Source organism: Sphingomonas sp. R86521 (genome assembly GCF_042466235.1).
Lineage (GTDB): Bacteria > Pseudomonadota > Alphaproteobacteria > Sphingomonadales > Sphingomonadaceae > Sphingomonas.
This window is the reverse complement of sequence record NZ_JAXHBY010000001.1, coordinates 654,892-679,313: the sequence shown is the minus strand read 5'-3', so window position 1 is coordinate 679,313 and position 24,422 is coordinate 654,892. Positions and strand designations below refer to the sequence as shown.

The window sequence follows — 24,422 nt, the reverse complement described above, 5'->3', positions numbered from 1 at the left end:
CTACCGCGTCAGGCGGCGGATGAACCCGATCAGGCCCTGCTGGCGCGATCGCTTGAGCCGTTCCGCCGCCAGGATCGTCTTCACGCCGCGGATGCAGCTGTCGACGTCGTCGTTGACCAGCACATAGTCATAGCCGTCCCAGTGGCTGACCTCGTTCGCCGCGCGCGCCATGCGTGCCTCGATGACCTCAGTGGTGTCGGTCCCCCGGCTGGTCAGGCGGCGGTGCAACTCTTCCATCGACGGCGGGAAGATGAAGACCCGGACCACGTCGGCCCCGGAAATCTGGAAAAGCTGCTGCGCACCCTGCCAATCGATGTCGAACAGCACGTCTTTCCCGGCCGCCAGCATCGCCTCGACTTGGCCCTTGGGCGTCCCGTAGCGGTGGTTGAAGACGTGCGCCCATTCCAGGAACTCATCCTCGGCGACCAGGCGACGGAATTCCTCCAGGTCGACGAAGTGGTAGTCCTTGCCCTCGACCTCGCCGGGTCGCATCGGGCGCGTCGTCGCCGACACCGACATCGCGAGTTCGGGTTCGTCGGCGAGCAATCTGCGCGCGATCGTCGACTTGCCGGCGCCGGACGGCGAGGACAGGACGAACAACACACCGCGGCGGCGAAAGCCATGGAGATCGGACTGAATGCTATGGGGCATGCGCGCCTTTGCCGCGGGCCGCCCATGGGCGTCAACCCATCGACGGCCCGTCAGTCTTTCCTAAAGTGAATCAATACCCGTTCTTGCGCGCCTTGTTGCGATCATACGCCTTCTTCGCCGCATACCCGCCGCCCAGCAGCAGGCCGAGCGGGCCCATACGCCGCATCGCGCTCATCGCGACAACGCCGGCGATCGCACCCTTGGTGCCGCTGCCACCTTCGCGGCGGCCCATTTCGCGACCGACCAATGCGCTGATAATCCGTCCGATCATGCCTTCACCTCGCCAAAAACCTGGTCCTTGAGTTCCGCGGCGCCGCGCAGAACGGCCCAGCCGATCGCATAGGTCACCGCCATCGGCACCACGATCTTCAGCACATTGGCGGTAATCGCGCCGATGATCGCGCCGTCGGCGTTGCCGTCGTCGCCGCTCATCGAATCGATCCCTGCGCCGATCAGCGCCCCTATCGTCGTCGCACCCATGTCGAACTCCCTTTTTGCGTTGCCACCAGAAGCGATCGGCGAGCAAATCCGTTCCGACCAATCCTCCCCTTCCAGGGGAGGTGGCTGGCGTAGCCAGACGGAGGGGTGTCGCCCTATCGACGGTGGATCACCCCTCCGTCAGTCCTACGGACTGCCACCTCCCCTCGAAGGGAAGGATTTAGCGCCCCAGCATATCCTCCGGCCTGACCACACGGTCGAACGTCTCCGCATAGACCAACCCGAGCGCCAGCCCCGCCTCCTTCAGCGTCAGACCCTCGGCATGCGCATGCTTGGCGATCTTCGCCGCGTTGTCATACCCGATCTCCGGCGCCAGCGCGGTGACCAGCATCAGCGACCGATCCACCAGTTCGGCGATCCGCGCCCGGTTCGGCTCGATCCCGTCGACGCAACGCTCCGCGAACGACTCCATCGCGACGCTCAGCAGATCGATCGACCGCAGCACGTTCGCGCCGATCAACGGCTTGAAGACGTTGAGCTCCAGATGCCCCTGCATGCCGCCGACGGTGATCGCCATGGTGTTGCCGATCACCTGGCCTGCGACCATCGTCAGCATCTCGCACTGCGTCGGGTTGACCTTGCCCGGCATGATCGAACTGCCGGGTTCGTTGGCGGGCAGGTCGAGTTCGCCCAACCCCGACCGCGGACCCGAGCCCAGCAAGCGGATGTCGTTGGCGATCTTGGTCAGCGCGACCGCCAAGCTGTTCAGTCGTCCCGAGAAATCGACCAGCGTGTCGTTGCTCGCCAGCGCCTCGAACTTGTTCGGCGCGGTCTCGAACGCGAACCCCGTCAGTGCGCTGATCTCCTTTGCGAACGCCTCGCCGAACCCCGCTGGCGCGTTCAGCCCGGTGCCGACCGCGGTGCCACCCTGCGCCAGCCGCGCCAGCGCGTGGCTGACGAACGGTTCGATCCGCACCCGTGCCAGTTTCAGTTGCGCGCCATAGCCCGAAAACTCCTGCCCCAGCGTCAGCGGCGTCGCGTCCTGCAGATGCGTCCGGCCGATCTTGACAATGTCGTCCCACGCAGCCGCCTTGGCGAACAGCGCGTCCTCCAGCCGTTGCAGTGCCGGCAACAGCCGGTGCGTCGCCGCCAGCGCCGCTGCGACATGCAGCGCGGTCGGGAAGCTGTCGTTCGACGACTGGCTCATGTTGACGTCGTCGTTGGGATGGACCGGCGACTTGCCGCCGCGCGCACCGGTGAGCACTTCGTTGGCGCGTCCGGCGATCACCTCGTTGACGTTCATGTTCGACTGGGTGCCACTGCCGGTCTGCCAGATCACCAGTGGGAACTGGTCGTCGAGCGTCCCCGCGACGATCTCTGCCGCTGCCGATTCGATCGCGTCGGCCTTGTCTGCGGACAGCCCATGCGCGCGGTTCACGCGCGACGCCGCCTGCTTCACCAGCGCCAGCGCGTGGACGATCTCGATCGGCATCCGCTCTCGCGCGCCGAACGGGAAATTCTCGATGCTGCGCTCGGTCTGCGCGCCCCAATAGGCGTCGGAGGGGACTTCGATCGGGCCGAGCGAGTCGGTTTCGGTGCGGGTGTTGGTCATAAATGAGGAACCGCCGGGGCGGCGTTAGGGTCCATCTCACCCCCTTCGTCATCCCGGGCTCGTCCCGGGATCCAGGGTCGAATGCGTTGCGCTCCGTAACCCTGGATCCCGGGACGACGACGGGGGCTGTCTCCCTCCCGTCAGGAAAGAACTATTTCTTCCGCTTGAAGTCGACCGACACCACGTTCGAACCATCCTCGGCCGGCGTCACCGTCGGCCCGTCATTCTCCGCCGCATCATGACCGCCGGGGCCATCGTCCGGACCCTCCTGCGCCTGGAAGCGCAGCTCGAAGCTGACCGCGGGATCCTGGAACCCGGTGATCGCCGAATACGGAATCACCAGCTTCGACGGCACCTGGTTGAACGACAGCCCGATCGAGAACCGCTCGTCGTCGACCACCAGATCCCAATAGCGGTTCTGCATCACGATCGTCATCTCGTCGGGAAACCGCTCCATCAGCCGCTTGGGGATGTCGACGCCGGGCGCCTGGGTCTTGAACGTGATGTAGAAATGATGCTCGCCGGGCAGGCCACCGGCCTCCGCAACCGACCCGAGCACGCGGCCGACCACGGCACGCAGGGCTTCCTGGACGATCTCGTCGTACGGAATCAGACTATCGGTAAGGCCTTCATTCATGCGCCTTGGGTAGCGCCATTCGGAGGAGGGTCAAGATTGCATGCGCCGACGCGTGCGTTATGGGGGAGTCATGCGCACCGCCACGATCTCCCGCTCCACCGCCGAGACGGCGATCGACGTCACCGTCAACCTCGACGGCACCGGCGTCTACGACGTCTCGACCGGCGTCGGCTTCTTCGATCACATGCTCGAACAGCTCTCGCGGCATTCGCTGATCGATCTCACCGTCCGCACCAAGGGCGACCTGCACATCGACGAGCACCACACCGTCGAGGACACCGGAATCGCGATCGGCCAGGCGTTCGCGCAGGCGCTCGGCGACAAGCGTGGCATCACCCGGTACGGCGACGCGCTGTCGCCGATGGACGAGACGCTGACCCGTGTCGCGCTCGATATCTCGGGCCGGCCGTGGCTGGTCTGGCGCGGCGGATTCTCGCAGCCGCGCCTCGGCGGCATGGACACCGAGATGTTCGAGCATTTCTTCCACAGCTTCGCGCAGGCCGCCGGGATCACGCTGCACGTCGAGACGCTGTACGGCACCAACAACCACCACATCGCCGAAGCCGCATTCAAGGGTGTCGCGCGCGCGCTGCGCACCGCGATCGAGATCGACCCGCGCAAGGCCGACGCGATCCCGTCGACGAAGGGGATCCTTTGACCCTCGCGCTGATCGATTACGGCGCAGGCAACCTCCACTCGGTCGAGAACGCGCTGCGCACCGCGGGCTGCACCGATCTGGTTGTGACCGCCGACGCCGATGTCGTCGCGAAGGCCGACCGCATCGTCCTGCCCGGCGTCGGCGCGTACGGCGCCTGCGCCGCAGCCCTGCGCGCGGTGCCCGGCATGGTCGAGGCGCTGAACCGCCGCGTCCGCACCGATGGCACGCCGTTCCTCGGCATCTGCGTCGGCATGCAGCTGATGGCGGACGCCGGCGAGGAAATGGGCACGCACGCCGGACTCGGCTGGATCCATGGCCGCGTCCGGCGGCTCGAACCCGGCACGGTGGATGCGAAGGTCCCGCACATGGGCTGGAACGACGTCGTGCCCCGTACCGCGCACGCGCTGATCGAACCCGGCGAGGCCTATTTCCTCCACAGCTTCGCATTCGAGGGAAGCGATGTCATCGCGACCACCGACCATGCCGGCGCGGTCACCGCGGCGATCGGCCGCGACACCATGATCGGCGTGCAGTTCCACCCTGAGAAGAGCCAGCGCTACGGCCTGGCCCTGCTCGAACGTTTTCTGGAGTGGCGCCCGTGAGCCTCATCGTCTTCCCCGCCATCGACCTCAAGGGCGGCCAGGTCGTCCGCCTCGCCGAGGGCGATATGGACCGCGCGACCGTCTATGGCGACGATCCCGCCGCGCAGGCGATGCTGTTCGCCGAACAGGGCGCCGGGCATCTCCACGTCGTCGATCTCGACGGTGCGTTCGCCGGCGCCTCGGTCAACGGCGATGCGGTCCGCGCGATCGTCGCACAGTTCCCCGGCCATGTGCAGCTCGGCGGCGGCATCCGCACGCGCGCCAGCGTCGAGGGCTGGTTCGACCTAGGCGTGTCGCGCGTCGTGATCGGCACCGCGGCGCTGGAGGACCCCGATTTCGTCCGCGGCGTCGCAAAGGATTTCCCAGGCGGCATCGTCGTCGCGGTCGACGCCAAGGACGGCATGGTCGCGACCAAGGGCTGGGCCGACGTCTCGACCACCAGCGCGGTCGACCTCGCGCGGCGCTTCGAGGATGCGGGCGTGGCATCGTTGCTGTTCACCGACGTCGGCCGCGACGGCATGCTCAAGGGCTGCAACGTCGAGGCGACCGTCGACCTGGCACGATCGGTCGACATCCCCGTGATCGCCAGCGGCGGCGTCAAGGGCATCGCGGAGATCCACGTCCTCGCGCTGCATGCGAGGGACGGCATCGAAGGCGTCATCACCGGCCGTGCGCTCTACGATGGCCGCTTGGACCTTGCCGCCGCGCTGAGCGTGGCGTCAGCGGCATGAGGGTTCACGCGGAGGCGCGGAGACGCGGAGATAGTGATTGTGCGCACAGCCGCGGAGCACGTGGACTAGAGTGCGGCGCCGCAGGCAGGAACATGATCACGCAAAGGCGCAAAGGCGCGAAGAGTGAGAAGAGCGTAGGTCAAACCGATCTTCTGCTCACTCTTCGCGCCTTTGCGCCTTTGCGTGAATCATTCTTAGCGGCTCCGCCGCGTCTCCGCGTATCCGCGCCTCCGCGTGAAAACCTCTTCTGGACCCACACATGACCGTCCGAGCCCGCGTCATCCCTTGCCTCGACGTCGCCGACGGCCGCGTCGTGAAGGGCGTGAACTTCGTCGAACTGCGCGACGCCGGCGACCCGGTCGAACAGGCCCGCGCCTATGACGCAGCCGGCGCCGACGAACTATGCTTCCTGGATATCGGCGCCAGCCACGAAGGCCGCGGCACGATCCTGGACGTGGTCAGCCGGACCGCCGCGGTATGCTTCATGCCGCTGACGGTCGGCGGTGGCGTGCGCACCGCGGAGGACGCCCGCGCGCTGCTGCTGGCCGGCGCGGACAAGGTCGCGGTCAATTCCGCCGCGGTCGAGCGCCCCGAACTCGTGGCCGACATCGCCGAACGGTTCGGCAGCCAATGCTGCGTCGCTTCGGTCGACGCCCGCCGGGTTGCCAATGGCTGGGAGGTCTTCACGCATGGCGGCCGGCGCGCGACCGGGATCGACGCCGTCGCCCACGCGCTGCGACTTGCAGACCTCGGCGCTGGCGAACTGCTCGTCACCTCGATGGACCGCGACGGCACCCGTAGCGGCTACGACCTCGACCTGATCCGCGCGATCGCCGATCGTGTCAGCGTTCCGGTCGTCGCCAGTGGCGGCGTCGGTGGGCTCGACGATCTGGTTGCCGGCATCCGCGACGGCCATGCGAGCGCGGTGCTCGCGGCATCGATCTTCCATTTCGGCCAGGCCTCGATCGGCGACGCACATGCTGCGCTGGCCGCCGCGGGAATTCCGGTACGCCGGCCGCTACGCGCCGCCTGACCATCTTCACGTCGCATCGGGGAGTTGGCGTGCCCAATTCGCACGCCTAGGGTCGCGCGAACCAGGGAGACCCCGATGCCGTTCGCGATCATCATGCCGGGGCTCACCCCGCTCGCCCAAGCGGCCAGTCGGACCCCGATCTCCACGGCGAGACACCGCTGACCATGGCCGCCGTCATCGGCAAGGGTCGGATCGAGGCGTTCAGCGACGGCGTCATCGCGATCATCATCACGATCATGGTCCTGGAACTGAAGGTCCCGCACGGCGCCGGGTTTCCCGACCTGCTCCCGATCGCGCCGATGCTGCTGAGCTACGTGCTCAGCTTCGCCTATGTCGGGATCTACTGGAACAACCATCATCATCTGTTCCAGGCGGCCCGCGGGGTGACCGGGCCGATCATGTGGGCGAACCTGCATTTGCTGTTCTGGATGTCGCTGATCCCGTTCGTCACCGGCTGGATCGATGAGACGCACAGCGCCGTCGCCCCGGTCGCGAGCTATGGCGCGATCCTGCTGATGACCGCGATCGCCTATCAGCTGCTCGCGACATTGCTCGCGCGCCACGACGGTCCGGGCTCACCCTTGGCCGACGCACTCGGACGCGATCGCAAGGGCAAGGCCTCGATCATATTGTATATGCTCGGCATCGCGGTGTCGTTCGTCGAACCCTATGCTGCGATCGCCATCTATGTCGCGGTCGCGCTGCTGTGGTTCGTGCCGGACCGCCGGGTGGAACGCGCGCTATCGGCCTGACACTCTTGTGTTGCCCAAATACAACACTACCTCCTAGGCCATTGGCTGACAGGAAACTGGCATGAACATCGACAAATTCACCGACCGGGCGAAGGGCTTCCTGCAATCCGCCCAGACCGTCGCGATCCGGATGAACCATCAGCGGATCGCCCCGGAGCATCTGCTGAAGGCGCTGCTAGAGGACGAGCAGGGCATGGCCGCGGGGCTGATCACCGCCGCCGGTGGCGATCCCAAGCGCGCGGTGGCGGAAACCGACCTCGCGCTCGCGAAAATCCCGGCCGTGTCGGGATCGGGCGCGCAGACCACGCCGGGAATCGACAACGACGCCGTGCGCATCCTCGACCAGGCCGAGCAGATCGCGACCAAGGCAGGCGACAGCTTCGTCACCGTCGAGCGCCTGCTGGTCGCGCTCGCGCTGTCGCTCAACACCCATGCCGGCAAGGCGATCAAGGCCAGCGGCGCGACGCCCGAGGGGCTCAACACCGCGATCAACGGGCTGCGCCAGGGCCGCACCGCCGACAGCGCCGGCGCCGAGGACCGCTACGACGCGCTGAAGAAGTTCGCGCGCGACCTCACCCAGGCGGCCCGCGACGGCAAGCTCGACCCCGTGATCGGCCGCGACGAGGAAATCCGCCGCACCATCCAGATCCTCGCGCGCCGCACCAAGAACAACCCGGTGCTCATCGGCGAACCCGGCGTCGGCAAGACCGCGATCGCCGAAGGCCTAGCGCTGCGGATCGCCAATGGCGACGTCCCCGATACGCTGAAGGACCGCCGGCTGATGTCGCTCGACCTCGGTTCGCTGATCGCCGGCGCCAAATATCGCGGCGAATTCGAGGAGCGGCTGAAGGGCGTGCTCGACGAGGTCAAGGCGGCCGAGGGCGACATCGTCCTGTTCATCGACGAGATGCACCAGCTGATCGGCGCCGGCAAAAGCGAAGGCGCGATGGATGCGGGCAATCTGCTCAAGCCCGCCCTCGCGCGCGGCGAACTGCACTGCGTCGGCGCCACCACGCTCGACGAATACCGCAAATATGTCGAGAAGGACGCCGCGTTGCAGCGCCGGTTCCAGCCGGTCTTCGTCGGTGAACCGACCGTCGAGGACACCATCAGCATCCTGCGCGGGCTGAAGGAGAAATACGAACTCCATCACGGCGTCCGCATCACCGACGGCGCGATCGTCGCTGCCTCGACCCTGTCGAACCGCTACATCACCGACCGCTTCCTGCCCGACAAGGCGATCGACCTGATGGACGAGGCCGCATCGCGAATCCGCATGGAGGTGGAGTCGAAGCCCGAGGAGATCGAGGCGCTCGACCGCCGCATCCTGCGCCTCAAGATCGAGCGCGAAGGGCTGAAGCGCGAGACCGACGACGCCTCGCAGGACCGGCTCGCCAACATCGAGGGCGAACTTGCCAATCTGGAAGAGCAGTCGTCGGCGCTGACGACCCGCTGGCAGGCCGAGAAGGACAAGATCGCGGGCGGCGCCAAGCTCAAGGAACGGCTCGACGCCGCGCGGCTCGAACTCGAACAGGCGCAGCGCTCGGGCGACCTCGCGCGCGCGGGCGAGTTGTCCTACGGCACCATTCCGTCGCTACAGCGCCAGCTCGAAGAGGCGGAGTTGCAGACGCAGGGCGCGATGTTGCGCGAGGAGGTCACCGCCGACGACATCGCCGGCGTGGTCAGCCGCTGGACCGGAATCCCGGTCGACCGGATGCTGTCGGGTGAGCGCGAGAAGCTGCTCGCGATGGAGGCGACGATCGGCAAGCGCGTGATTGGCCAGGCCGACGCGGTGCGCGCAGTGTCGACCGCGGTCCGCCGCGCGCGGGCGGGTCTGCAGGACCCGAACCGGCCGCTCGGCTCGTTCCTGTTCCTCGGGCCCACCGGCGTCGGCAAGACCGAACTGACCAAGGCGCTTGCGGAATTCCTGTTCGACGATCCCGCCGCGATGGTGCGGATCGACATGAGCGAGTTCATGGAAAAGCACGCGGTCTCGCGGCTGATCGGCGCCCCCCCGGGCTATGTCGGCTATGAAGAGGGCGGCGTGCTTACCGAGGCGGTGCGGCGGCGGCCATACCAGGTGATCCTGTTCGACGAGGTCGAGAAGGCGCATTCGGACGTCTTCAACGTGCTGCTCCAGGTGCTCGACGACGGCCGGCTGACCGACGGCCAAGGGCGCACGGTGGATTTCAGCAACACGCTGATCATCCTCACCAGCAACCTCGGCAGCCAGTATCTCGCCAACATGGAGGGCGAGGACGTCTCTGCGGTCGAGCCGCAGGTGATGGAGATCGTGAGGTCGCATTTCCGCCCGGAATTTCTCAACCGGCTGGACGAGATCATCCTCTTCCACCGCCTCGGCATGGCGCAGATGGCACCGATCGTCGACATCCAGGTCGCCCGCGTCGACAAGCTGCTGGCGGATCGCAAGATCGTCCTCGACCTGACCGATGCCGCACGCGCCTGGCTCGGCCGCGTCGGCTACGACCCGGTCTACGGCGCGCGACCGCTGAAGCGCGCGGTCCAGCGCTATCTGCAGGATCCGCTCGCCGACCTGATCCTGCGCGGCGACGTCAGGGACGGCGCGACGGTGCGGGTCGACGAAGGCGACGGCAAGCTGGCGCTGACCGTTGCCTGACACGCCGCGTATGACCCGCCCCCCGGCGAAGGCCGGGGCCCAGCCGGGAAAGCCGACGTAACGGCCGGCCACGCACCGTTACGTCCGTTTCCCTAGCTGGCTCCGGCCTTCGCCGGGGTAGGTTAGGTACCGAAGATGCACGTCCCCGGTATGCCTCGGTGACGGTTTCGTAACTCGCTTCTTCACGCACAAAAAAAGGGTGGGTCCCGAAGGACCCGCCCCGATTTCGTCGGCGTGGTTCGGCTTAGAAGCCGAACTTCACGCCTGCACGGTACTGACGACCGAAGATGCCGTCGCCGCCCTGCACGGCGTTGTACAGATACGCGCCGTAGGTGACGGTATCGACCGGCGGCAGGCGATCGAACAGGTTCAGCGCGTTGACGTAGAAGCTGAACTGATCGTTGACCTTGAAGTTCACGTTCGCATCGACCGTGACGTAGCTCTTCACGTGGCAGTCGTTGTAGACCGCTGCACGACCGCAACCCTTGTACGTGTCGCCCTGATCGGTCGCCGACAGATCGTAGCCCGACGTGTAGTTGACGGTGCCGGTGAGTGCGAAGTTACCGAAGTCGAAGGTGTTGAGCCAGTTGCCCTTCCACTCGAACGTGCCCGAACCTGCGGTCAGGTTGAAGTTGCCGAGCGTACCCTCGTAGCGCTGCTTCACGCCATCGACCGTCGTGCTCAGCTCGATGATGTAGCTGGCGTTCAGGTTCGAGGTCCACTTGACCGGACCGAAGTCGTACGCACCGTTGATGCCGAAATCGATGCCCGACGAATTGATCGTGTCGGCATTGATCAGCTGCGAGCGGACGAAGGCGATACGCGGACGGGCACCCGGATTGTTGGTGTCGACCGCGTCGGCGATGACCTCGAACCCAGCGGGGATTGCAGCGCCCGCATAATAGGCCGCGATTGCCGGCGAGTTGTCGGCGGTGGTGATCGCACCGGTCTTCTTGATGTTGTAGTAATCGACCGTCAGCGAGATGCTGCGGATCGGATCGATCTTGATCCCGCCGGTGAAGCTGCGCGACTTCTCAGGCTTCAGGTTCGGCGATGCCAGCGTGGTCTGGCCGATCGAGTAGGACGTCAGGTAGGTCGGGCAGCCGTTCGGCGTGCCGACCGTGCAGCCTGCGCCATATTGCGCCAGGAACGCGGCCGGGATGCCCGAGATCGACTGGGTCACATACCCGGTCGTCGGCAGCGCGTTCGCTTCGCCGAAGCTCGGGATACGGAAGCCGCGCGAATAGGTACCGCGGACCGTGACCTGCTTCACTGGCGTGAAGATCGCGCCGACCTTCGGCGAGAAGTTGCTCTGGCCGGTCGAATAGTGATCGTAGCGACCCGAACCGTTCAGCGTCAGCACGTCGAGGATCGGCGCGTTGATTTCGGCGAACGCCGAGCTGACCGTACGGTTACCCTTGGTGCCGAACGCGTTGAGCGTGAAGTAGCGCTGCGTCGCACCGTTATAGTCGTCGTTGGCGCTGGGTGCGTCGACCGCTTCGTAAAAGATCGACCCACCGACCGCGAGGCGCAGGTCGCCGCCGGGCAGCGTCGCGAGCGACTTCTGCAGCGTCAGCTGTGCCTGGTACAGATCGGACGTCGTGTCGGTGATGTTCTCGGGCGACAGGTAATCGCGCACAGCCTGGGTGTTCAGGCCCGGGTTGACGAAATTGTAGCTGCCGTCGGCGACCACGTCGAGCAGATGCTGGATGTACACGTAGCCCTTGGTCTTGAGACGCAGGTCGGTGTGCATCGCGGTCGCATTGAAGTCGTAATCGACGTCGTTGAGGACCGTGCCCTTGAGGCCGAACGCCGCACGATATACGCGGCTGCGGGTCGAGTTCTCGGTGACGGTGTCGGGGAGCGCGCCAACGAGGCGAGCGACCTGGCCCTGTGCCGCGAACGGGTTGTTCGGGTTGAGCGTACCGTTTGCCGCGGTGCAGTTCACGCGCGCCGCGCAGACATAGACCGGCAGCGCCAGGACTGCGGAACCCGCGGCCAGCGATGCGTTCGCTGCCTGCGAGGTCGAGAACTGCGGGAAGAGGATGCCCGCCGGTGCGTTGCCGCGGATGGCGGCGGGACGACCCGTGTAGTTGCTCGACGACTGCTGGAAGTTGACCAGCAGGTACGCCTCAGAGCTGTCGCCGACCTTCGCGGTGATGCGCGCCGAGCCACCGAAGCGCTCGAGGTTCGGGGTCACCGCGTCATACTTGTTGGTGTTGTCGACCTGGCAGACCACGCTCGGCGTCGTCGCGTTCGCGGCGGTTGCAAGCTGTGCCGCGGTCGGGCTGTACGCCGTACCGTTGAGGCAGCCCGCTGCCTGGTTCAGCAGCTGGTAGCGACCCGATGCGACCGTGTTCGCGGCGTTGGCCGGACGGACGTAGAAGTTGCCCGTGCCGATGATGAAGCCGTTGAGGTTGCCGTTGGCGTCCAGGCCGTTCGAGATGTTGTTCGGGCCGCACTGCGTCGTGCCGGTACGGTTCGAACAGATCCCGGTCTCGTTGTCCGAGTTGAACGGTGCCGGCAGGTCGCGCTGGTACACCGCTTCGCTGCGGTAGTAGAAGCCGCTGATATAGGCGTTGAAGCCCTTCTCATCGAGGTCGCCGGTGCCCGCGGTCAGCGTCAGGCGCTGGTTGGCGTTGACGCCGTCTTCCGAGATGCCGGCTTCGGCGCGACCCGAAATGCCGTTGAACTTGCGCTTGGTGATCACGTTGACCACGCCGGCGATGGCGTCTGCGCCGTAGCTCGACGATGCACCGTCGCGCAGCACGTCGACGCGCTCGACGATGTCGTCGGGGATGGTGTTCAGATCGACGAAGTTGCGCGAACCGTCATCCGACAGCGGATAATAGGCGGCGCGCAGGCCGTCGAACAGCACCAGGGTCGAGTTGGTCGACAGGCCGCGCAGCGACACCGACGATGCACCGGCGGCGAACGCGCCGTTGGCGGTGAACGAGTTGGTCAGCGCCGGGCCGTTGTTCGACGACAGCGCCTGAATGCCGGCCTGCACCGTGTTGATGCCGCGCGAATCGAGGTTCTCGGTGGTCAGTGTGGTGACCGGCGAGATACCGGTATCGGTGCCGCGGATGATCGAACCGGTGACGACGACTTCGTCGCCGGTGTTCTGGTTCTGCTCGGTTACGTCGCCCGACCGAACGCCGTTCTGCTCGGGCGGGGTGGCCTGCTGCGCGAATGCCGGCGTCGCCATGGCGAACGCGAACGGGGTCGCAGCCGCAAGCAGAAGCGCCTTCTTGGTCAACGAAATGCTGGTCATCATGATCCCTCGCTTGAACCCGGCCGCCCACATCGCGGTGCGCCGGGTGATGCTTCATCCCCTTTAATCGCGCCGAAACGCGACCCCGAAGGACATGTCGATGGGATGGAGGCGCTGTCGCATCCTGTAAAGATTACATTCAGGAACGCGGCACGCTTTCGTTCCAGCCTGTAGCGAAAATGACACAAGACCAGTCAGTACCGATGTTTCGATGCGCGATTGAAAGGCACCGACACCGGCTCACGCACGATAATTAGGCAACAGCGTTATCGCATCGCGCCCGTGATCAGCATCGGATCGAGCTTCGCGTCGCGCCATCGCAACGACCAGTGGAGGTGCGGGCCGGTGGCCCTGCCGGTGCGGCCGACGGCGCCGATCGGCTGGCCCTGGCGGACATGGTCGCCGACCTTCACGTCGATTCGCGACAGGTGGAGAAACGCGCTGTTCAGGCCCATGCCGTGGTCGATCATCAGCAAATTGCCCTCGAGCGTGAAGGGATGGTCGGCTGCCAGGATCACGACGCCGTCGGCGGGCGCGGTCACGACGGTACCGGTCGGCCGCGCGACGTCGACGCCCGAATGATACGACCCCGCCTCGCCGTTCGCATAGATGCGCTGCGAACCGAACAGCGTCGAGATCCGCCCGGTGACCGGCCAGGCGAAACGCTGTCGCCAGCCATCCGAAGTCGCGCCGATCGCGCGCGCCGCGGCGATCTGCGCCAGTTCGGGCGGCCGGACGCGGGCGAACTCCGCATCCGGCACCGGAATCTTGGGGAGCGTCGGCAGCCGAGAGATCGACCAGCCGCGCGGCGCGACGACGACGGTATCGCGGACGACCCGGCCGTCGCCCAGCGTAGCCACAAGGACCGCCGCCGCCTTGGCGTCGCGGTCGAATCCGACGATGAAACGGCCATCCCGCGCCACCGCGACCGGCGCACCATCCAGCGTCAGCAGCCGCGTACCCGCCGGCGCGGTACCCAGGATCAGCCCGCCCTGGCTCGGCGTACCGGTCCAGCGGAACGGCGACGCCGCGACCGCGGCAGTTTGGGGCGCGGCCGGGGCAACGCCCGCCATACCGACGAGCATCGCTGCGGCCAGCGCCTTCATCGCGGCGCCAGTGCCTCGCTGGAGAGCGTCGCAGTGGCATAGGCCGCCTGCTGCGCCACGCTCCAGTAGCGCAAATCCTCAAGCGCGATCCGCACCCCCGACGTGGCGCAGACGACATGATCGCCGGGACTGAGCACCCGGAACCCGTTCGCCATGTAATGGAGCCGCGCCTGGCGGTCGGTGTTGGACATCAGCATTTCAGGTCTCTCAAAGCAGCGAAGGCTGTTCGGCCACGCTCTTGTCATAGGTTTTGGATGGCGCCCGCTCAACCCGGGCATCGACTTCGCCGTCGCGGAACAACAGCGTGATCGCGCCCGCCGATCGCACGCTCTTGGCCGATGCGAGCGTCTCGCCGCCCGGTCGAGCGGTGATCCGCGCATAGCCGCGATCAAGGATATTATCGGGATTGAGCGACTGGACCAGACGCCAGGTCGCCTTGAGCTGTTCGCGCTTGGCCTCGAGCTTGCGCTCCAGCGTCGCCGGCCTCAGCGCCCCCGCCGACCGGTCGAGGCTACCCCGAGCCAGCGTCAGCCGCCGTTCGAGTCCGCGGTCCAGCCGTTGCCCGAGATCGTCCGCGCGCTGGCGCTGGGGCCCGAGCAGCTGGTCGCGCTTCGGCAGATGCCGCGCGATCGCCGTCAGATGCTCGCGCCCGCGCTCGACATAGCGCCGCGCGCACCGCTCGGTCCGGTTGCCGAACCCCGCGATCGTCAGGCGCAGGTCGGCCAGCACCGGCACCGCGATCTCGGCCGCAGCGGTCGGCGTCGGCGCGCGCAGGTCGGCGGCGTAGTCGCACAGCGTGGTGTCGGTCTCGTGCCCGACCGCGGAGATGATCGGGATCGAGCAGCCGGCGACCGCGCGGACCACGACCTCTTCGTTGAACGACCACAGATCCTCGACCGATCCGCCGCCGCGCGCGACGATCACCAGGTCGGGGCGCGGCACCGGTCCGCCGGCCACGATCGCGTCGAACCCGCGCACCGCCGCGGCGATCTCGTTCGCGGAGCCATCGCCCTGCACCTTGACCGGCCACACGATGACATGCGTCGGACAGCGATCCTCGAGCCGGTGGAGGATGTCGCGGATCACCGCACCGGTGCCCGACGTCACTACGCCGATCACCTGCGGCATGAACGGCAGGCGCTTCTTGGAGGCGGCATCGAACAGCCCCTCGCCCGCCAGCTTCGCCTTCAGCTTTTCGAGCAACGCCATCAGCGCGCCCGCGCCCGCCAGCTCCATCCGCTCGATCACGATCTGGTATTTCGACCGCCCCGGATAGGTCGTCAGCTTGCCGGTCGCGATCACCTCGATGCCGTCCTGCGGTACGAACGCCAGGCTGGCGGCGTTGCCCTTCCAGATCACGCCGTCGATCACCGCCTGGTCGTCCTTCAGGCTCATGTAGCAATGGCCCGATGCGACCCGCTTCCAGCCCGAAATTTCGCCGCGCAGGCGGACATGGCCGAACTCGCCCTCGACCATGCGCTTCAGCTTGAACGCGAGTTCGCCGACCGAGACGGTCAGGGCGTTGTCGCCCGGCACCGGCTCGGCTACCAGCCGCGCGTCATCGAAAAGGGGATCGGGCATGAACGTCCTGCTGCTGGGCTCGGGAGGGCGCGAACATGCGCTCGCGTGGAAACTGGTGCAATCGAGCGGTCTCGATACGCTCTATGCCGCGCCGGGCAACCCCGGGATCGCCGGGCTTGCGACCTGCGTCGCGCTGGATGCGACGGATCACGCCGCGGTCGTGCAGTTCGCGCGCGATCACGCGATCGGGCTGGTCGTGATCGGCCCGGAAGCGCCGCTGGTCGACGGTCTCGCCGACACGCTGATCGCCGCCGACGTGCCGGTGTTCGGCCCCACCCGCGCCGCCGCGCAACTCGAAGGCTCCAAGGGCTTCACCAAGGACCTGTGTACGCGCGCCGGCATTCCGACCGCCGCCTATGCCCGAGTCCGCAGCCGTGCCGAAGCGGACGCCGCGATCGCAACCTTCTCGCTCCCCGTCGTGATCAAGGCCGATGGCCTCGCCGCCGGCAAGGGTGTCGTGATCGCGATGTCGTCGGCCGAAGTCAGCGCCGCGCTCGACGCACTCTATGACGACGAGCCCGCCGCGGAGGCGGTGATCGAGGAATTCCTCGACGGCGAAGAGGCCAGCCTGTTCGTCCTCACCGATGGCAAGACGCTGATGCCGTTCGGCTCGGCGCAGGATCACAAGCGCGTCGGCGACGGCGACATCGGCCCCAACACCGGCGGGATGGGCGCCTACAGCCCGGCGCTGGTCCTCACCCCAGAGCTCGAGGCGCGCGCGATCGCGGAGATCATCGAACCCACGGTCAGGGCGATGGCGGCGGAGGGCATCCCGTTTTCGGGCGTGCTCTACGCCGGTCTGATGCTCACTGCGCAGGGCCCCAAGCTCATCGAATACAATGCCCGGTTCGGCGATCCGGAAGCGCAGGTGCTGATGCCACGCTTCAAGGGCGACCTGCTCGCGACGATGCTCGCGGTCGCCGAGGGCAGGCTGGCGACGATGCCGCCCGCGGCCTTTTCCGACGACACCGCGCTGACCGTGGTGATGGCGGCGCAGGGCTATCCCGGCACGCCGATGGCGGGCGGCGCGATCGTCGGGATCGATTCGGCGCGCGCGGCAGGCGGCACGGTGTTCCAGGCGGGGACGCGGATCGAGGATGGCGGGCTGGTCGCGGCAGGCGGCCGGGTGCTCGCGGTCACCGCGACCGGCGACGACGTCCGCGATGCGCAGGCGAAAGCGTATCGCGCAGCCGCGGCGATCGACTTCCCGACCGGCTTCTACCGCCACGACATCGGCTGGCGGGAAGTCGCGCGCGGCGATTAACGCTCGAATCGGGACGATAGCGTCGCTACGGTGCGGCCATGAACGATACGCAGACATCCGCCTCGGGCCTCAGCCTGTTGCCCGAAGGCACCGGCGCGATCACGACGATCCACCTCGCGCTCATCGCGGTGCTGGCGGTGCTCGCCATCCTCGGCATCCTGTGGGGCATCCGCCAGAAGCGCGCGCGGACGAAGGCGGCACGCGACGTCGTCGAGCATGCCGAGCAAGCCGGTGTCGCACCCGAACCAGCGGCACCGCCCGCCCCTTCGCGCGCGATACCGCCGGAACCGGCCAGCCAGTCGCAATCGCAGGTCCAGAGCGCGCCCGCGCCGACACCCGCTCCCGCACCGGTCCCCGTCGCTCTGGCAACCCCGCCGATCGCAGACTTGCCGGTCGTGGACACGCCGATCGCCGATACCCCGGAGCCGATCGCCGACGAACCGATCGCCGCCAGCTTCGACGCCAGCCCCGCCACCGAGCTCGCGCCCCCCGCGCCCGTTACGGCGGCACCCACACCCGCAGCCGCCGACTACGCCAGCGAGCCGGTCACCCAGCTGAAGGGCCTCGGCCCCAAGGTCGCAGGCCGCCTCGCCGAACTCGGCGTAACGACGATCGGCCAGATGGCGGCGCTGTCGACCGACCAGGCCGAATCGATCGACGCCCAGCTCGGCGCCTTCACCGGCCGCATGGGCCGCGACCGCTGGATCGAACAGGCGCGGCTCCTCGCTGCGGGTGACAAGGCCGGCTTCGAGGCGGTGTTCGGGAAGCTCTGACCCACAAGCAACGCGCATCAGTTTATGCATCATCGAAGTCACTGACTTCGCAGCTTCTCGCCGGTGATGCGAAACGCCTGATTTTTCGCATCAGGTGTTAACGATGGGTTTCTTGCTACTACGGATTGCCGCTCCGCACGCCAGCGAGCAAAGCTTTGGTTGCGGCGCATAGATCGCCTGACAAAACGGTACCGGGCATTGCTCGATAAGCGCGCCTGCCATCCTTTGTCGAATTATCCAGTTCCAGGCCGAGAGTAACTATTCCCGTTACCAAGCCTCCGTGTTCATACCAAACGATCCATTTGTTTTGAACGTGATACGCCCTGATAAAGCGCCGCGTTGGAACGGAACCATCGACAACATCTGTACCGTTGTATGGGCCATTCGCCTCTGAGATACCGCCACCAGATTTAGAAAATCTGGCCAATTCTACCGACACCTCTTTAGGAAGGCTGGCGATAGAATCCGCGATATCAGCCTGATTTCCAAGGTCGCATGCCGGTAAAATCGGCATGTCCGGGTGGTTTCTCTCCTTCCACGTTTCAGGCGGAAGAGGATTGACCTGCAACATCGCTATACTGAGCAGTAAGAACATAATAACATCCTCCTATCTAACACGACAAGCAGGCCCGTATGTCTTCGGCAACGTTTGGCGTTTGCATCAATGCTATAAGGCACGGTACTCGGTCATGTGGCGCTTACTGCGGCAAGGTTACCTGTAACCCGGTATAGCCGGTATAGGCGGCATCTCGCCAATGACCTGTTTGCCGACCGGGCCCTTTAGTCGGGTCGCAGGGGAGACGGTCGGGTTTGAGGGATAACTATGCCCGTCGAAACGAAGCCGCGCTTCGTAGCCGGAAATGATTCCGCCGCCCGAAACCAATACGCCCAGATCATGCCAGCCATACGTGATAGTGGGCAACACGCGGATGGGAGGGCGGGTGATCGATATATCTGTCACTTGACGATAGCCGGTCGCAGTAAGCGACAGCACATAGAGATCACATCCACCGCTACCACAGAGATTTGCTGGGCCTCTATCGGCAGTCGACATTGCGTAGATCAACGCCTCTGGTCGGTTGTCGCTATTCAAGTCCACCAGCGCGACGCTGTAGCGTGTCAGGTGATGATCCTGCACGAAGGCGGCGACGCCTTGAGGCGGCTCTGCGCTTGATGCCGCAATGGCGGAGGGCAGCATGATCGTAGCTATCGCTGCCCACGTTCTCGAATACTTCAAACACCGTCTCCCGACAGTGGCAACGACATTCGTATACGACGCCACAACCGATACTATGCCGTCGCGTCAGTTACGTTTTTGCTGACGGGAGGATGAAATCGACTCCCCCTGACGATCTCTATCCGGTCGTTCTTGATGACAGCCCTCAGACCGCGCTCACCAGCATCTTGTCGATCCGCCGCCCGTCCAGGTCCACCACCTCGAACCGCCAGCCCTGCTCCACGAAGCTCTCGCCCTCGCCCGGCAGATGGCGGAACACCGCCAGCGCCAGCCCGGCCACCGTCGCGTAATCCCGGTCCTCGGGGAGGTCGATGCCGAGGCGGTCGGCCAGCGCGTCCGCTGCCATCGTCCCCGCGACCAGCAGCGATCCGTCGTCGCGGACCACCACCGACGGCGCGTCCGATGGGTCGGCATCCGACTTGAACTCGCCGGCGATCGCCGCGAGCAGGTCGGCGGGGGTCACGATGCCCTCGAAATGCCCGTATTCGTCGTGGATCAGCGCCATCGGCACCTCGGCCTCGCGCAGTGCCATCAGCGCGTCCATCGCGTCGATCTGGTCGATCACCACCGGCGCCTTCCGCATCAGCGCGCGCAGGTCGAGCGGATCGCCGCGGAACAGCGCCGCAGCTATGTCGCGCGCCTGAACCACGCCCGCGACCTTGTCGATCGATCCGTCGCCGACCGGCAACCGGGTATGCGCACTGGCAAGCAGGGTATCGCGGATCTCGTCCGGCCCCCAGTTGCAGTCGAGCCAGTCGATATCGGTCCGCGGCGTCATCACCTCGCGCACCGGCCGGTCCGCCAGCCGCACCACGCCGGAGATGATCGAGCGCTCATGCTCCTCGATCACGCCCGATTTCGACGCCTCGGCGACGATCATGTGCAGTTCCTCGGCGGTGACGTGCTCCTCCGATTCGCGATCGAGCCGCAGCAGCTTGAAGATCAGCGCGCTGGTCGCGTTGAGCAGCCAGCCGAGCGGCGCGGTCGCAATCGCGATCCAGCGCATCACCGGTGCCATCAGCGCGGCGATCGGCTCGGGCGAGCGCAGCGCGAACTGCTTCGGCACCAGCTCGCCGATGATCAGCGATGCAAAGGTCGTCAGCCCGATGACGATCGCGAACCCGATCGTCTCCGCGCTCTCATGCGCCAGCCCCAGCATCTCGAGCCGTGCCGCGGTCGGCGTGCCCAGGCTCGCCCCCGAATAGGCGCCGGCCAGGATGCCGATCAGCGTGATTCCGATCTGCACCGTCGACAGGAATTTGCCCGGATCGGACGCCAGCAGCAGCGCCGCGCGCGCGCCGCGCTTGCCGCTGCGCGCCATCGCCTCGAGCCGCGCTTTCCGCGCGGAGACGATGGCGAGTTCGCTCATCGCGAACACACCGTTCAACGCGACCAGCGCGAGGATGATCAGGACGTCGATCCAGGGGAAGGGAGGAAGCGGTGCCATTGGCTCCGCCCTTATTGGCGTATGATGCGGCACTTCACAACCGCCGCGTCGGCGGGCATTCAATCCGCAACCGGAACAATCGCCCGCAAACCAGGGTTTGAGCGCGAAGACCTAAAGGGATGACGCAGATGAAGACCAGCTTTCTCGCCGCCGCCGCACTCTCGGCCCTCGTCCTCACCAGCGGGTGCGTGACCGATCCCGAGACCGGTCGCCAGACGATCTCGAAGACCGCGCTGGGCGGCATCGGCGGCGCGCTCGGCGGCTATCTGCTCGGCGACGTCGTCGGCGGCCGCCACGACCGCACCGAGAAGCTGCTGGGCGCGGGCATCGGCGGCCTCGCCGGCGCCGGCATCGGATCATACATGGACAAGCAGGAGCGCGAACTGCGCGCGCGGACCGCGGGCACCGACGTGCAGGTGATCCGCCAGGGCGACGACCTGGTGCTCAACATCCCGTCGGGAATTACCTTCGCCTACGACAGCGCCAACGTGCAGCCGCAGTTCCAGCGCACGCTCGACCAGGTCGCGCAGACGCTCGGCCAGTACAACCAGACCTATATCGACGTGTACGGCCACACCGATGCGACCGGCAGCGACCAGTACAACCAGGCGCTGTCCGAGCGCCGCGCGACCGCGGTGGCGGACTATCTGTCGGGCCACGGCGTCCAGGCGGCACGGATCGGCACCCGCGGCTACGGCAAGACCCAGCCGATCGCGTCGAACGACACCGACGCCGGCCGCGCCGCAAACCGCCGCGTCGAAGTGAAGATCGTCCCGATCACGCAGAACGACATGCGGTAAGAGGCGAGAAGCGGCCCGCGCTGCCTTGCCGACGGGCGCCGTCCCTAACGACGCACTCCGCCCCAATATCCGTCATCCCAGCGAAGGCTGGGATCTCCCCGGGGCGGGTGTTGCGCCCGCCACGGGAGATGCCAGCCTTCGCTGGCATGACGGTCGTGTGTGGGAGCCGAAGGCCCCCTAACGCCGCCCTGCAAAGAAATTCCGCAACAGCCCCGCGGCCTCGCTCTCGGCGATCCCGGCATAGACCTCCGGCCGATGATGACACGTCGGTTGCCCGAAGAACCGCGGCCCATGCTCGACCGCGCCGCCCTTCGCATCCGGCGCCGCATAATACAGCCGCGCGATCCGCGCATGCGCGATCGCCCCTGCGCACATCGCGCAGGGCTCCAGCGTCACCCACAGATCGCAATCTTCCAACCGATCACGCCCTAACCGCTCGGCGGCGGCGCGGATCGCCAAAATCTCGGCATGCGCGGTGGGATCGCTCAGCCGCCGCGGCGCATTCGCCGCCACCGCGATCACCTCGCCCCTTAAAATGACGACGGCGCCCACCGGCACTTCACCGGCCAGCGCCGCATCGCGTGCCGCATCGAGCGCGCGGCGCATAGGGTCGGGAACCGGGAACATGCCCTGCCCTGCCCCGCCTTACGATATTCGTAAAGGGAGCGCCCCGCCGCCACGCCGTCATCCTGACGAAAGTCAGGACCCAGGGTCACAGGCGTTGCGCGTCGTAATCCTGGGTCCTGACTTTCGTCAGGATGACGGGAGTCAGACTCAGTTCGGCGCCTGCGCGTTCGCCTGAGCCCCCGGCTTCTCGACCGAGATAGTCGGCACCGCCACCGTCTTGTTCTCGGTCCCCAGCGTCACCTTGGCGACGTCTGCCTGGAACTTCGGTGCCTGCACCACCGCCTGCTGGGTCTGGTCGATGTTGATGATCCCGAAATACATCAGCGCGACCACAACCAGCACCGCGATCGCCAACAAACTCAGAATCGTACGCATAAGTTTCCCCTTTACCGGTTCGATAGCGTAACAACGTCGCCAACGCCGCGCGAGTTGCACGGTGCCCATGAACACGATGACCTCGAACGCCACGAACCCGTGAATCGGTTGACGCGCTGCCCCTCGCGGGGTATCGGCGCGCCTTTCCGGGGGTCATCCCGAAACTTATAGGTAGACAGATGTCGCGCATTTGCGAACTGACCGGCAAGGGCCGGATGGTCGGGAACAACGTATCCCACGCCAACAACAAGACCAAGCGTACCTTCCTGCCGAATCTGCAGAACGTCACGCTGCTGTCCGATTCGCTCGAAAAGGGTGTTCGCCTGCGCGTCTCGACGCACGGCCTGCGTTCGGTCGAGCATAACGGCGGGCTGGACAACTGGCTGGTCAAGACCTCGGACGACAAGCTCTCGCTGCGCGTGCGCCGCCTGAAGCGCGAAATCGTCAAGAAGCTCGCAGTCGCCGCCTAACGCGGTTTGCGTGTTACGGCCGGCCCGCCCCGCACCCGCGGGGCGGGCCGCTGTCGTTTGTGTCGACGGCGCTCGATCAGCCGTTCAGGCGGAACTTAAGCAGCAACGTGCGCTCCAGCACGATCTGGTTGTCGTCTGACACCAGCCATAGCATCGTCGCGCCCGCTTCGCGCGTCGCCGCCACCCCCTCGAAATTGTCGTGGATCAGCGGCGGCGCCAGCGTCGCGATCGCGCGTCCGGTGACGCGTGCGCCCTCGCGGATCTCGCGCGGATCGATCAGCACCAGGATATTGGTGAACACGAACGGCAGCCCGAACGCACGGTTCAGCACCAGCAGCCGGCCATCGGGCAGCTCGGTTGCGTCCGACGGATCATAGCCGTTGGGCGGCATATAGGTGAAGCGCACCGCCGGCCGGCCGTCCTTCAGCGGATCGCCGGCGAATATCAGCGCCTGTCGTCCGCGCCGCAGCGGCACCGCCACCCGGGGGCCGCGCGTCGTCTCGGCGATCACCAGGAACCGTCCGTCGCGCAACCGCACCAGCGATTCGGCCCCGCCATTGGAATCCCATTTCGCCATCGCCGGCGGTGCGACGCGCCCCTCGGCATAGGCGAACCCGGGTGCGTACCGCCAGATCGCGTTCGCCCTCTCGAACCCGACCCAGATCTTGCCGGTGCGCGGATCGACCGCCATCGATTCGCTGTCACGGTCGGCCTTCTGCCATCCCTCACCGGGACCGCCCGGCAGGTTGCGGAAGCGAATCGCGGACAGCCGCCAGTCGGCGCTCATCCGAAACCCGACGGCATTGCCGCCGTCGCTGAGCAACATGAACCGATCGCCGCGCACCGCCAGCGACGAATAGCCGCCGAACGCCGGATCGCGGCTAGCCAAATGCACGCCCCCCAGGAACGTCAGCGCGCCGACCCTGGTCCGCCGGGCGTCGTCTGGATCCAGCGCCACGCGGGTCGCAGACAGGTTCGCACGGCGCCCGAGCAGCGGCAGGCGCACCTCTCCGGTCCAGCCTGGGGCGATCGCGAGCACGGTGCCGACGACGAGCAGCAGGGTGATCGGGCGACGCATCCCTGCCTCTTAGGGGCGCGGCGTGCATGAACAATGGATAACGAGCGCATTCAGGCTTCGCTCAACGCGAATCGTCCAGAAGGGCGTCATCGAGGATCGAAGGGCCGCCGACGCGGTGCCCGAAATCCCAACCGGGAGACGCTCAATGTTCAAGACTTTCACCCTCGCCGCCAGCGCCCTCGCGATGACCGCCACCGCGCTGGTCCCGGTTGCCGCCGATGCGCAGCGCTATCGCGGCGGCTACGAGCGCGGCTACGACAATCGCGGCGGGTATGACCGTGGCGGTTACGATCGCGGCGGCTACCGCGACTATCGCGGCGACGACCGGCGCTATTCGAACCGCCGCCGCGGCGGTGGTTGCGACAACAGCGGCGGCACCATCGTCGGCGCGCTTGCCGGCGGCCTGCTCGGCCACACCGTAGCCGGCCGCGGCGACCGCACCCTGGGCGCAGTCCTCGGTGCAGCAGGCGGCGCCCTTGCCGGCCGCGCGATCGATAAGTCGGATAACCCAGGGTATTGCCGCCGCTAAGGCGCGGCGACGCCAAGCGGCGGCACGGCCGGCGGGTCGGCCCCAGGCCGGTCCCGTCCGACGAAAGACGGCGGCTTTGCCGACGTCCGCCGCAAGCCCCAACAGTTCC

The 24,422-nt window shown here is 66.6% G+C and carries 26 protein-coding genes; 11 read left to right on the top strand and 15 right to left on the bottom strand.

Annotated features, from left to right (window positions below; all coding sequences use genetic code 11):
* From gmk to SJY20_RS03290, 5 genes are all read right to left on the bottom strand, one after another.
* Positions 1-651, bottom strand: coding sequence for a guanylate kinase (gene gmk / locus SJY20_RS03310; protein ID WP_380785179.1), 651 nt, complete (start codon positions 649-651; stop codon positions 1-3).
* A 70-nt stretch (positions 652-721) separates the two neighbouring features.
* Complete coding sequence (locus tag SJY20_RS03305; protein WP_380785178.1) at positions 722-922, bottom strand: hypothetical protein; 201 nt, start codon at positions 920-922, stop codon at positions 722-724.
* Positions 919-1,131: a hypothetical protein gene (locus tag SJY20_RS03300; protein ID WP_380785177.1), complete on the bottom strand. Its 213-nt coding sequence runs from the start codon at positions 1,129-1,131 to the stop codon at positions 919-921. Before SJY20_RS03300 ends, SJY20_RS03305 begins: the two co-directional genes overlap by 4 nt.
* Before the next feature lie 178 nt (positions 1,132-1,309).
* On the bottom strand, positions 1,310-2,701 hold the full coding sequence (gene fumC, locus SJY20_RS03295) for a class II fumarate hydratase (RefSeq protein WP_380785176.1): 1,392 nt from the start codon (positions 2,699-2,701) through the stop codon (positions 1,310-1,312).
* A gap of 151 nt (positions 2,702-2,852) precedes the next feature.
* Positions 2,853-3,338 (bottom strand): SspB family protein, encoded by a 486-nt coding sequence (locus SJY20_RS03290; protein ID WP_380785175.1) that lies wholly within the window; start codon positions 3,336-3,338, stop codon positions 2,853-2,855.
* Between the two features lie 70 nt (positions 3,339-3,408).
* On the opposite strand from SJY20_RS03290, the gene hisB reads away from it, so the two are divergent.
* The 6 genes from hisB to clpB all read left to right on the top strand — a co-directional run bounded on the left by hisB (position 3,409) and on the right by clpB (position 9,752).
* Entirely contained in the window at positions 3,409-3,996 is a 588-nt protein-coding gene (hisB, locus tag SJY20_RS03285) for an imidazoleglycerol-phosphate dehydratase HisB (RefSeq protein WP_380785174.1), read from the top strand.
* Positions 3,993-4,598, top strand: coding sequence for an imidazole glycerol phosphate synthase subunit HisH (gene hisH, locus SJY20_RS03280; protein ID WP_380785173.1), 606 nt, complete (start codon positions 3,993-3,995; stop codon positions 4,596-4,598). The genes hisB and hisH overlap by 4 nt, the downstream gene beginning before the upstream one ends.
* Entirely contained in the window at positions 4,595-5,329 is a 735-nt protein-coding gene (gene hisA / locus SJY20_RS03275; RefSeq protein WP_380785172.1) for a 1-(5-phosphoribosyl)-5-[(5-phosphoribosylamino)methylideneamino]imidazole-4-carboxamide isomerase, read from the top strand. The genes hisH and hisA overlap by 4 nt, the downstream gene beginning before the upstream one ends.
* A 259-nt stretch (positions 5,330-5,588) precedes the next feature.
* A complete protein-coding gene (hisF, locus tag SJY20_RS03270) occupies positions 5,589-6,362 on the top strand; it encodes an imidazole glycerol phosphate synthase subunit HisF (protein WP_380785171.1) in 774 nt (257 codons plus the stop codon).
* Between the two features lie 164 nt (positions 6,363-6,526).
* Positions 6,527-7,114 (top strand): TMEM175 family protein, encoded by a 588-nt coding sequence (locus SJY20_RS03265; RefSeq protein WP_380785170.1) that lies wholly within the window; start codon positions 6,527-6,529, stop codon positions 7,112-7,114.
* Positions 7,115-7,175: 61 nt separating this feature from the next.
* Positions 7,176-9,752 (top strand): ATP-dependent chaperone ClpB, encoded by a 2,577-nt coding sequence (gene clpB, locus SJY20_RS03260; protein ID WP_380785169.1) that lies wholly within the window; start codon positions 7,176-7,178, stop codon positions 9,750-9,752.
* A 244-nt stretch (positions 9,753-9,996) separates the two neighbouring features.
* On the opposite strand, the gene SJY20_RS03255 is transcribed toward clpB, so the two are convergent.
* The 4 genes from SJY20_RS03255 to xseA form a co-directional block, all read right to left on the bottom strand.
* Positions 9,997-13,029 carry a TonB-dependent receptor domain-containing protein gene (locus tag SJY20_RS03255; protein WP_380785168.1) on the bottom strand — a complete coding sequence of 1,011 codons (3,033 nt, stop codon included), beginning with the start codon at positions 13,027-13,029 and terminating at the stop codon, positions 9,997-9,999.
* A gap of 263 nt (positions 13,030-13,292) precedes the next feature.
* Positions 13,293-14,132, bottom strand: a complete 840-nt coding sequence (locus SJY20_RS03250; RefSeq protein WP_380785167.1) for a M23 family metallopeptidase — start codon at positions 14,130-14,132, stop codon at positions 13,293-13,295.
* The gene (locus SJY20_RS03245) at positions 14,129-14,329 is read right to left on the bottom strand and encodes a DUF2093 domain-containing protein (RefSeq protein WP_380785166.1); all 201 of its coding nucleotides are present in this window, start codon (positions 14,327-14,329) and stop codon (positions 14,129-14,131) included. Before SJY20_RS03245 ends, SJY20_RS03250 begins: the two co-directional genes overlap by 4 nt.
* A gap of 10 nt (positions 14,330-14,339) precedes the next feature.
* A complete protein-coding gene (gene xseA / locus SJY20_RS03240; protein WP_380785165.1) occupies positions 14,340-15,713 on the bottom strand; it encodes an exodeoxyribonuclease VII large subunit in 1,374 nt (457 codons plus the stop codon).
* Here xseA and purD point away from each other — a divergent pair.
* Both purD and SJY20_RS03230 read left to right on the top strand, forming a co-directional pair.
* On the top strand, positions 15,712-16,977 hold the full coding sequence (gene purD / locus SJY20_RS03235) for a phosphoribosylamine--glycine ligase (RefSeq protein WP_380785164.1): 1,266 nt from the start codon (positions 15,712-15,714) through the stop codon (positions 16,975-16,977). The two genes, xseA and purD, sit on opposite strands and share 2 nt — an antisense overlap.
* A 38-nt stretch (positions 16,978-17,015) precedes the next feature.
* Positions 17,016-17,750 carry a hypothetical protein gene (locus tag SJY20_RS03230; RefSeq protein ID WP_380785163.1) on the top strand — a complete coding sequence of 245 codons (735 nt, stop codon included), beginning with the start codon at positions 17,016-17,018 and terminating at the stop codon, positions 17,748-17,750.
* Positions 17,751-17,868: 118 nt separating this feature from the next.
* On the opposite strand, the gene SJY20_RS03225 is transcribed toward SJY20_RS03230, so the two are convergent.
* The 3 genes from SJY20_RS03225 to SJY20_RS03215 form a co-directional block, all read right to left on the bottom strand.
* Complete coding sequence (locus tag SJY20_RS03225) at positions 17,869-18,345, bottom strand: hypothetical protein (protein ID WP_380785162.1); 477 nt, start codon at positions 18,343-18,345, stop codon at positions 17,869-17,871.
* A gap of 117 nt (positions 18,346-18,462) precedes the next feature.
* Positions 18,463-18,948 (bottom strand): hypothetical protein, encoded by a 486-nt coding sequence (locus SJY20_RS03220; RefSeq protein WP_380785161.1) that lies wholly within the window; start codon positions 18,946-18,948, stop codon positions 18,463-18,465.
* Between the two features lie 184 nt (positions 18,949-19,132).
* Positions 19,133-20,434, bottom strand: coding sequence for a hemolysin family protein (locus tag SJY20_RS03215; RefSeq protein WP_380785160.1), 1,302 nt, complete (start codon positions 20,432-20,434; stop codon positions 19,133-19,135).
* Positions 20,435-20,562: 128 nt separating this feature from the next.
* Between SJY20_RS03215 and SJY20_RS03210 the strand changes: the two genes are divergently transcribed.
* Positions 20,563-21,234, top strand: a complete 672-nt coding sequence (locus tag SJY20_RS03210) for an OmpA family protein (RefSeq protein WP_380785159.1) — start codon at positions 20,563-20,565, stop codon at positions 21,232-21,234.
* 177 nt (positions 21,235-21,411) lie between these two features.
* Here SJY20_RS03210 and SJY20_RS03205 read toward each other — a convergent pair whose 3' ends face one another.
* Both SJY20_RS03205 and SJY20_RS03200 read right to left on the bottom strand, forming a co-directional pair.
* Positions 21,412-21,840 (bottom strand): nucleoside deaminase, encoded by a 429-nt coding sequence (locus tag SJY20_RS03205; protein ID WP_380788540.1) that lies wholly within the window; start codon positions 21,838-21,840, stop codon positions 21,412-21,414.
* 168 nt (positions 21,841-22,008) lie between these two features.
* Positions 22,009-22,236 (bottom strand): hypothetical protein, encoded by a 228-nt coding sequence (locus SJY20_RS03200; protein WP_380785158.1) that lies wholly within the window; start codon positions 22,234-22,236, stop codon positions 22,009-22,011.
* A gap of 179 nt (positions 22,237-22,415) precedes the next feature.
* Between SJY20_RS03200 and rpmB the strand changes: the two genes are divergently transcribed.
* Positions 22,416-22,706 (top strand): 50S ribosomal protein L28, encoded by a 291-nt coding sequence (gene rpmB, locus SJY20_RS03195; protein ID WP_332782177.1) that lies wholly within the window; start codon positions 22,416-22,418, stop codon positions 22,704-22,706.
* A gap of 76 nt (positions 22,707-22,782) precedes the next feature.
* On the opposite strand, the gene SJY20_RS03190 is transcribed toward rpmB, so the two are convergent.
* Positions 22,783-23,784 carry an esterase-like activity of phytase family protein gene (locus SJY20_RS03190; RefSeq protein ID WP_380785157.1) on the bottom strand — a complete coding sequence of 334 codons (1,002 nt, stop codon included), beginning with the start codon at positions 23,782-23,784 and terminating at the stop codon, positions 22,783-22,785.
* Between the two features lie 145 nt (positions 23,785-23,929).
* Between SJY20_RS03190 and SJY20_RS03185 the strand changes: the two genes are divergently transcribed.
* Positions 23,930-24,313 carry a glycine zipper 2TM domain-containing protein gene (locus tag SJY20_RS03185; protein WP_380785156.1) on the top strand — a complete coding sequence of 128 codons (384 nt, stop codon included), beginning with the start codon at positions 23,930-23,932 and terminating at the stop codon, positions 24,311-24,313.
* Positions 24,314-24,422: the final 109 nt, after the last annotated feature.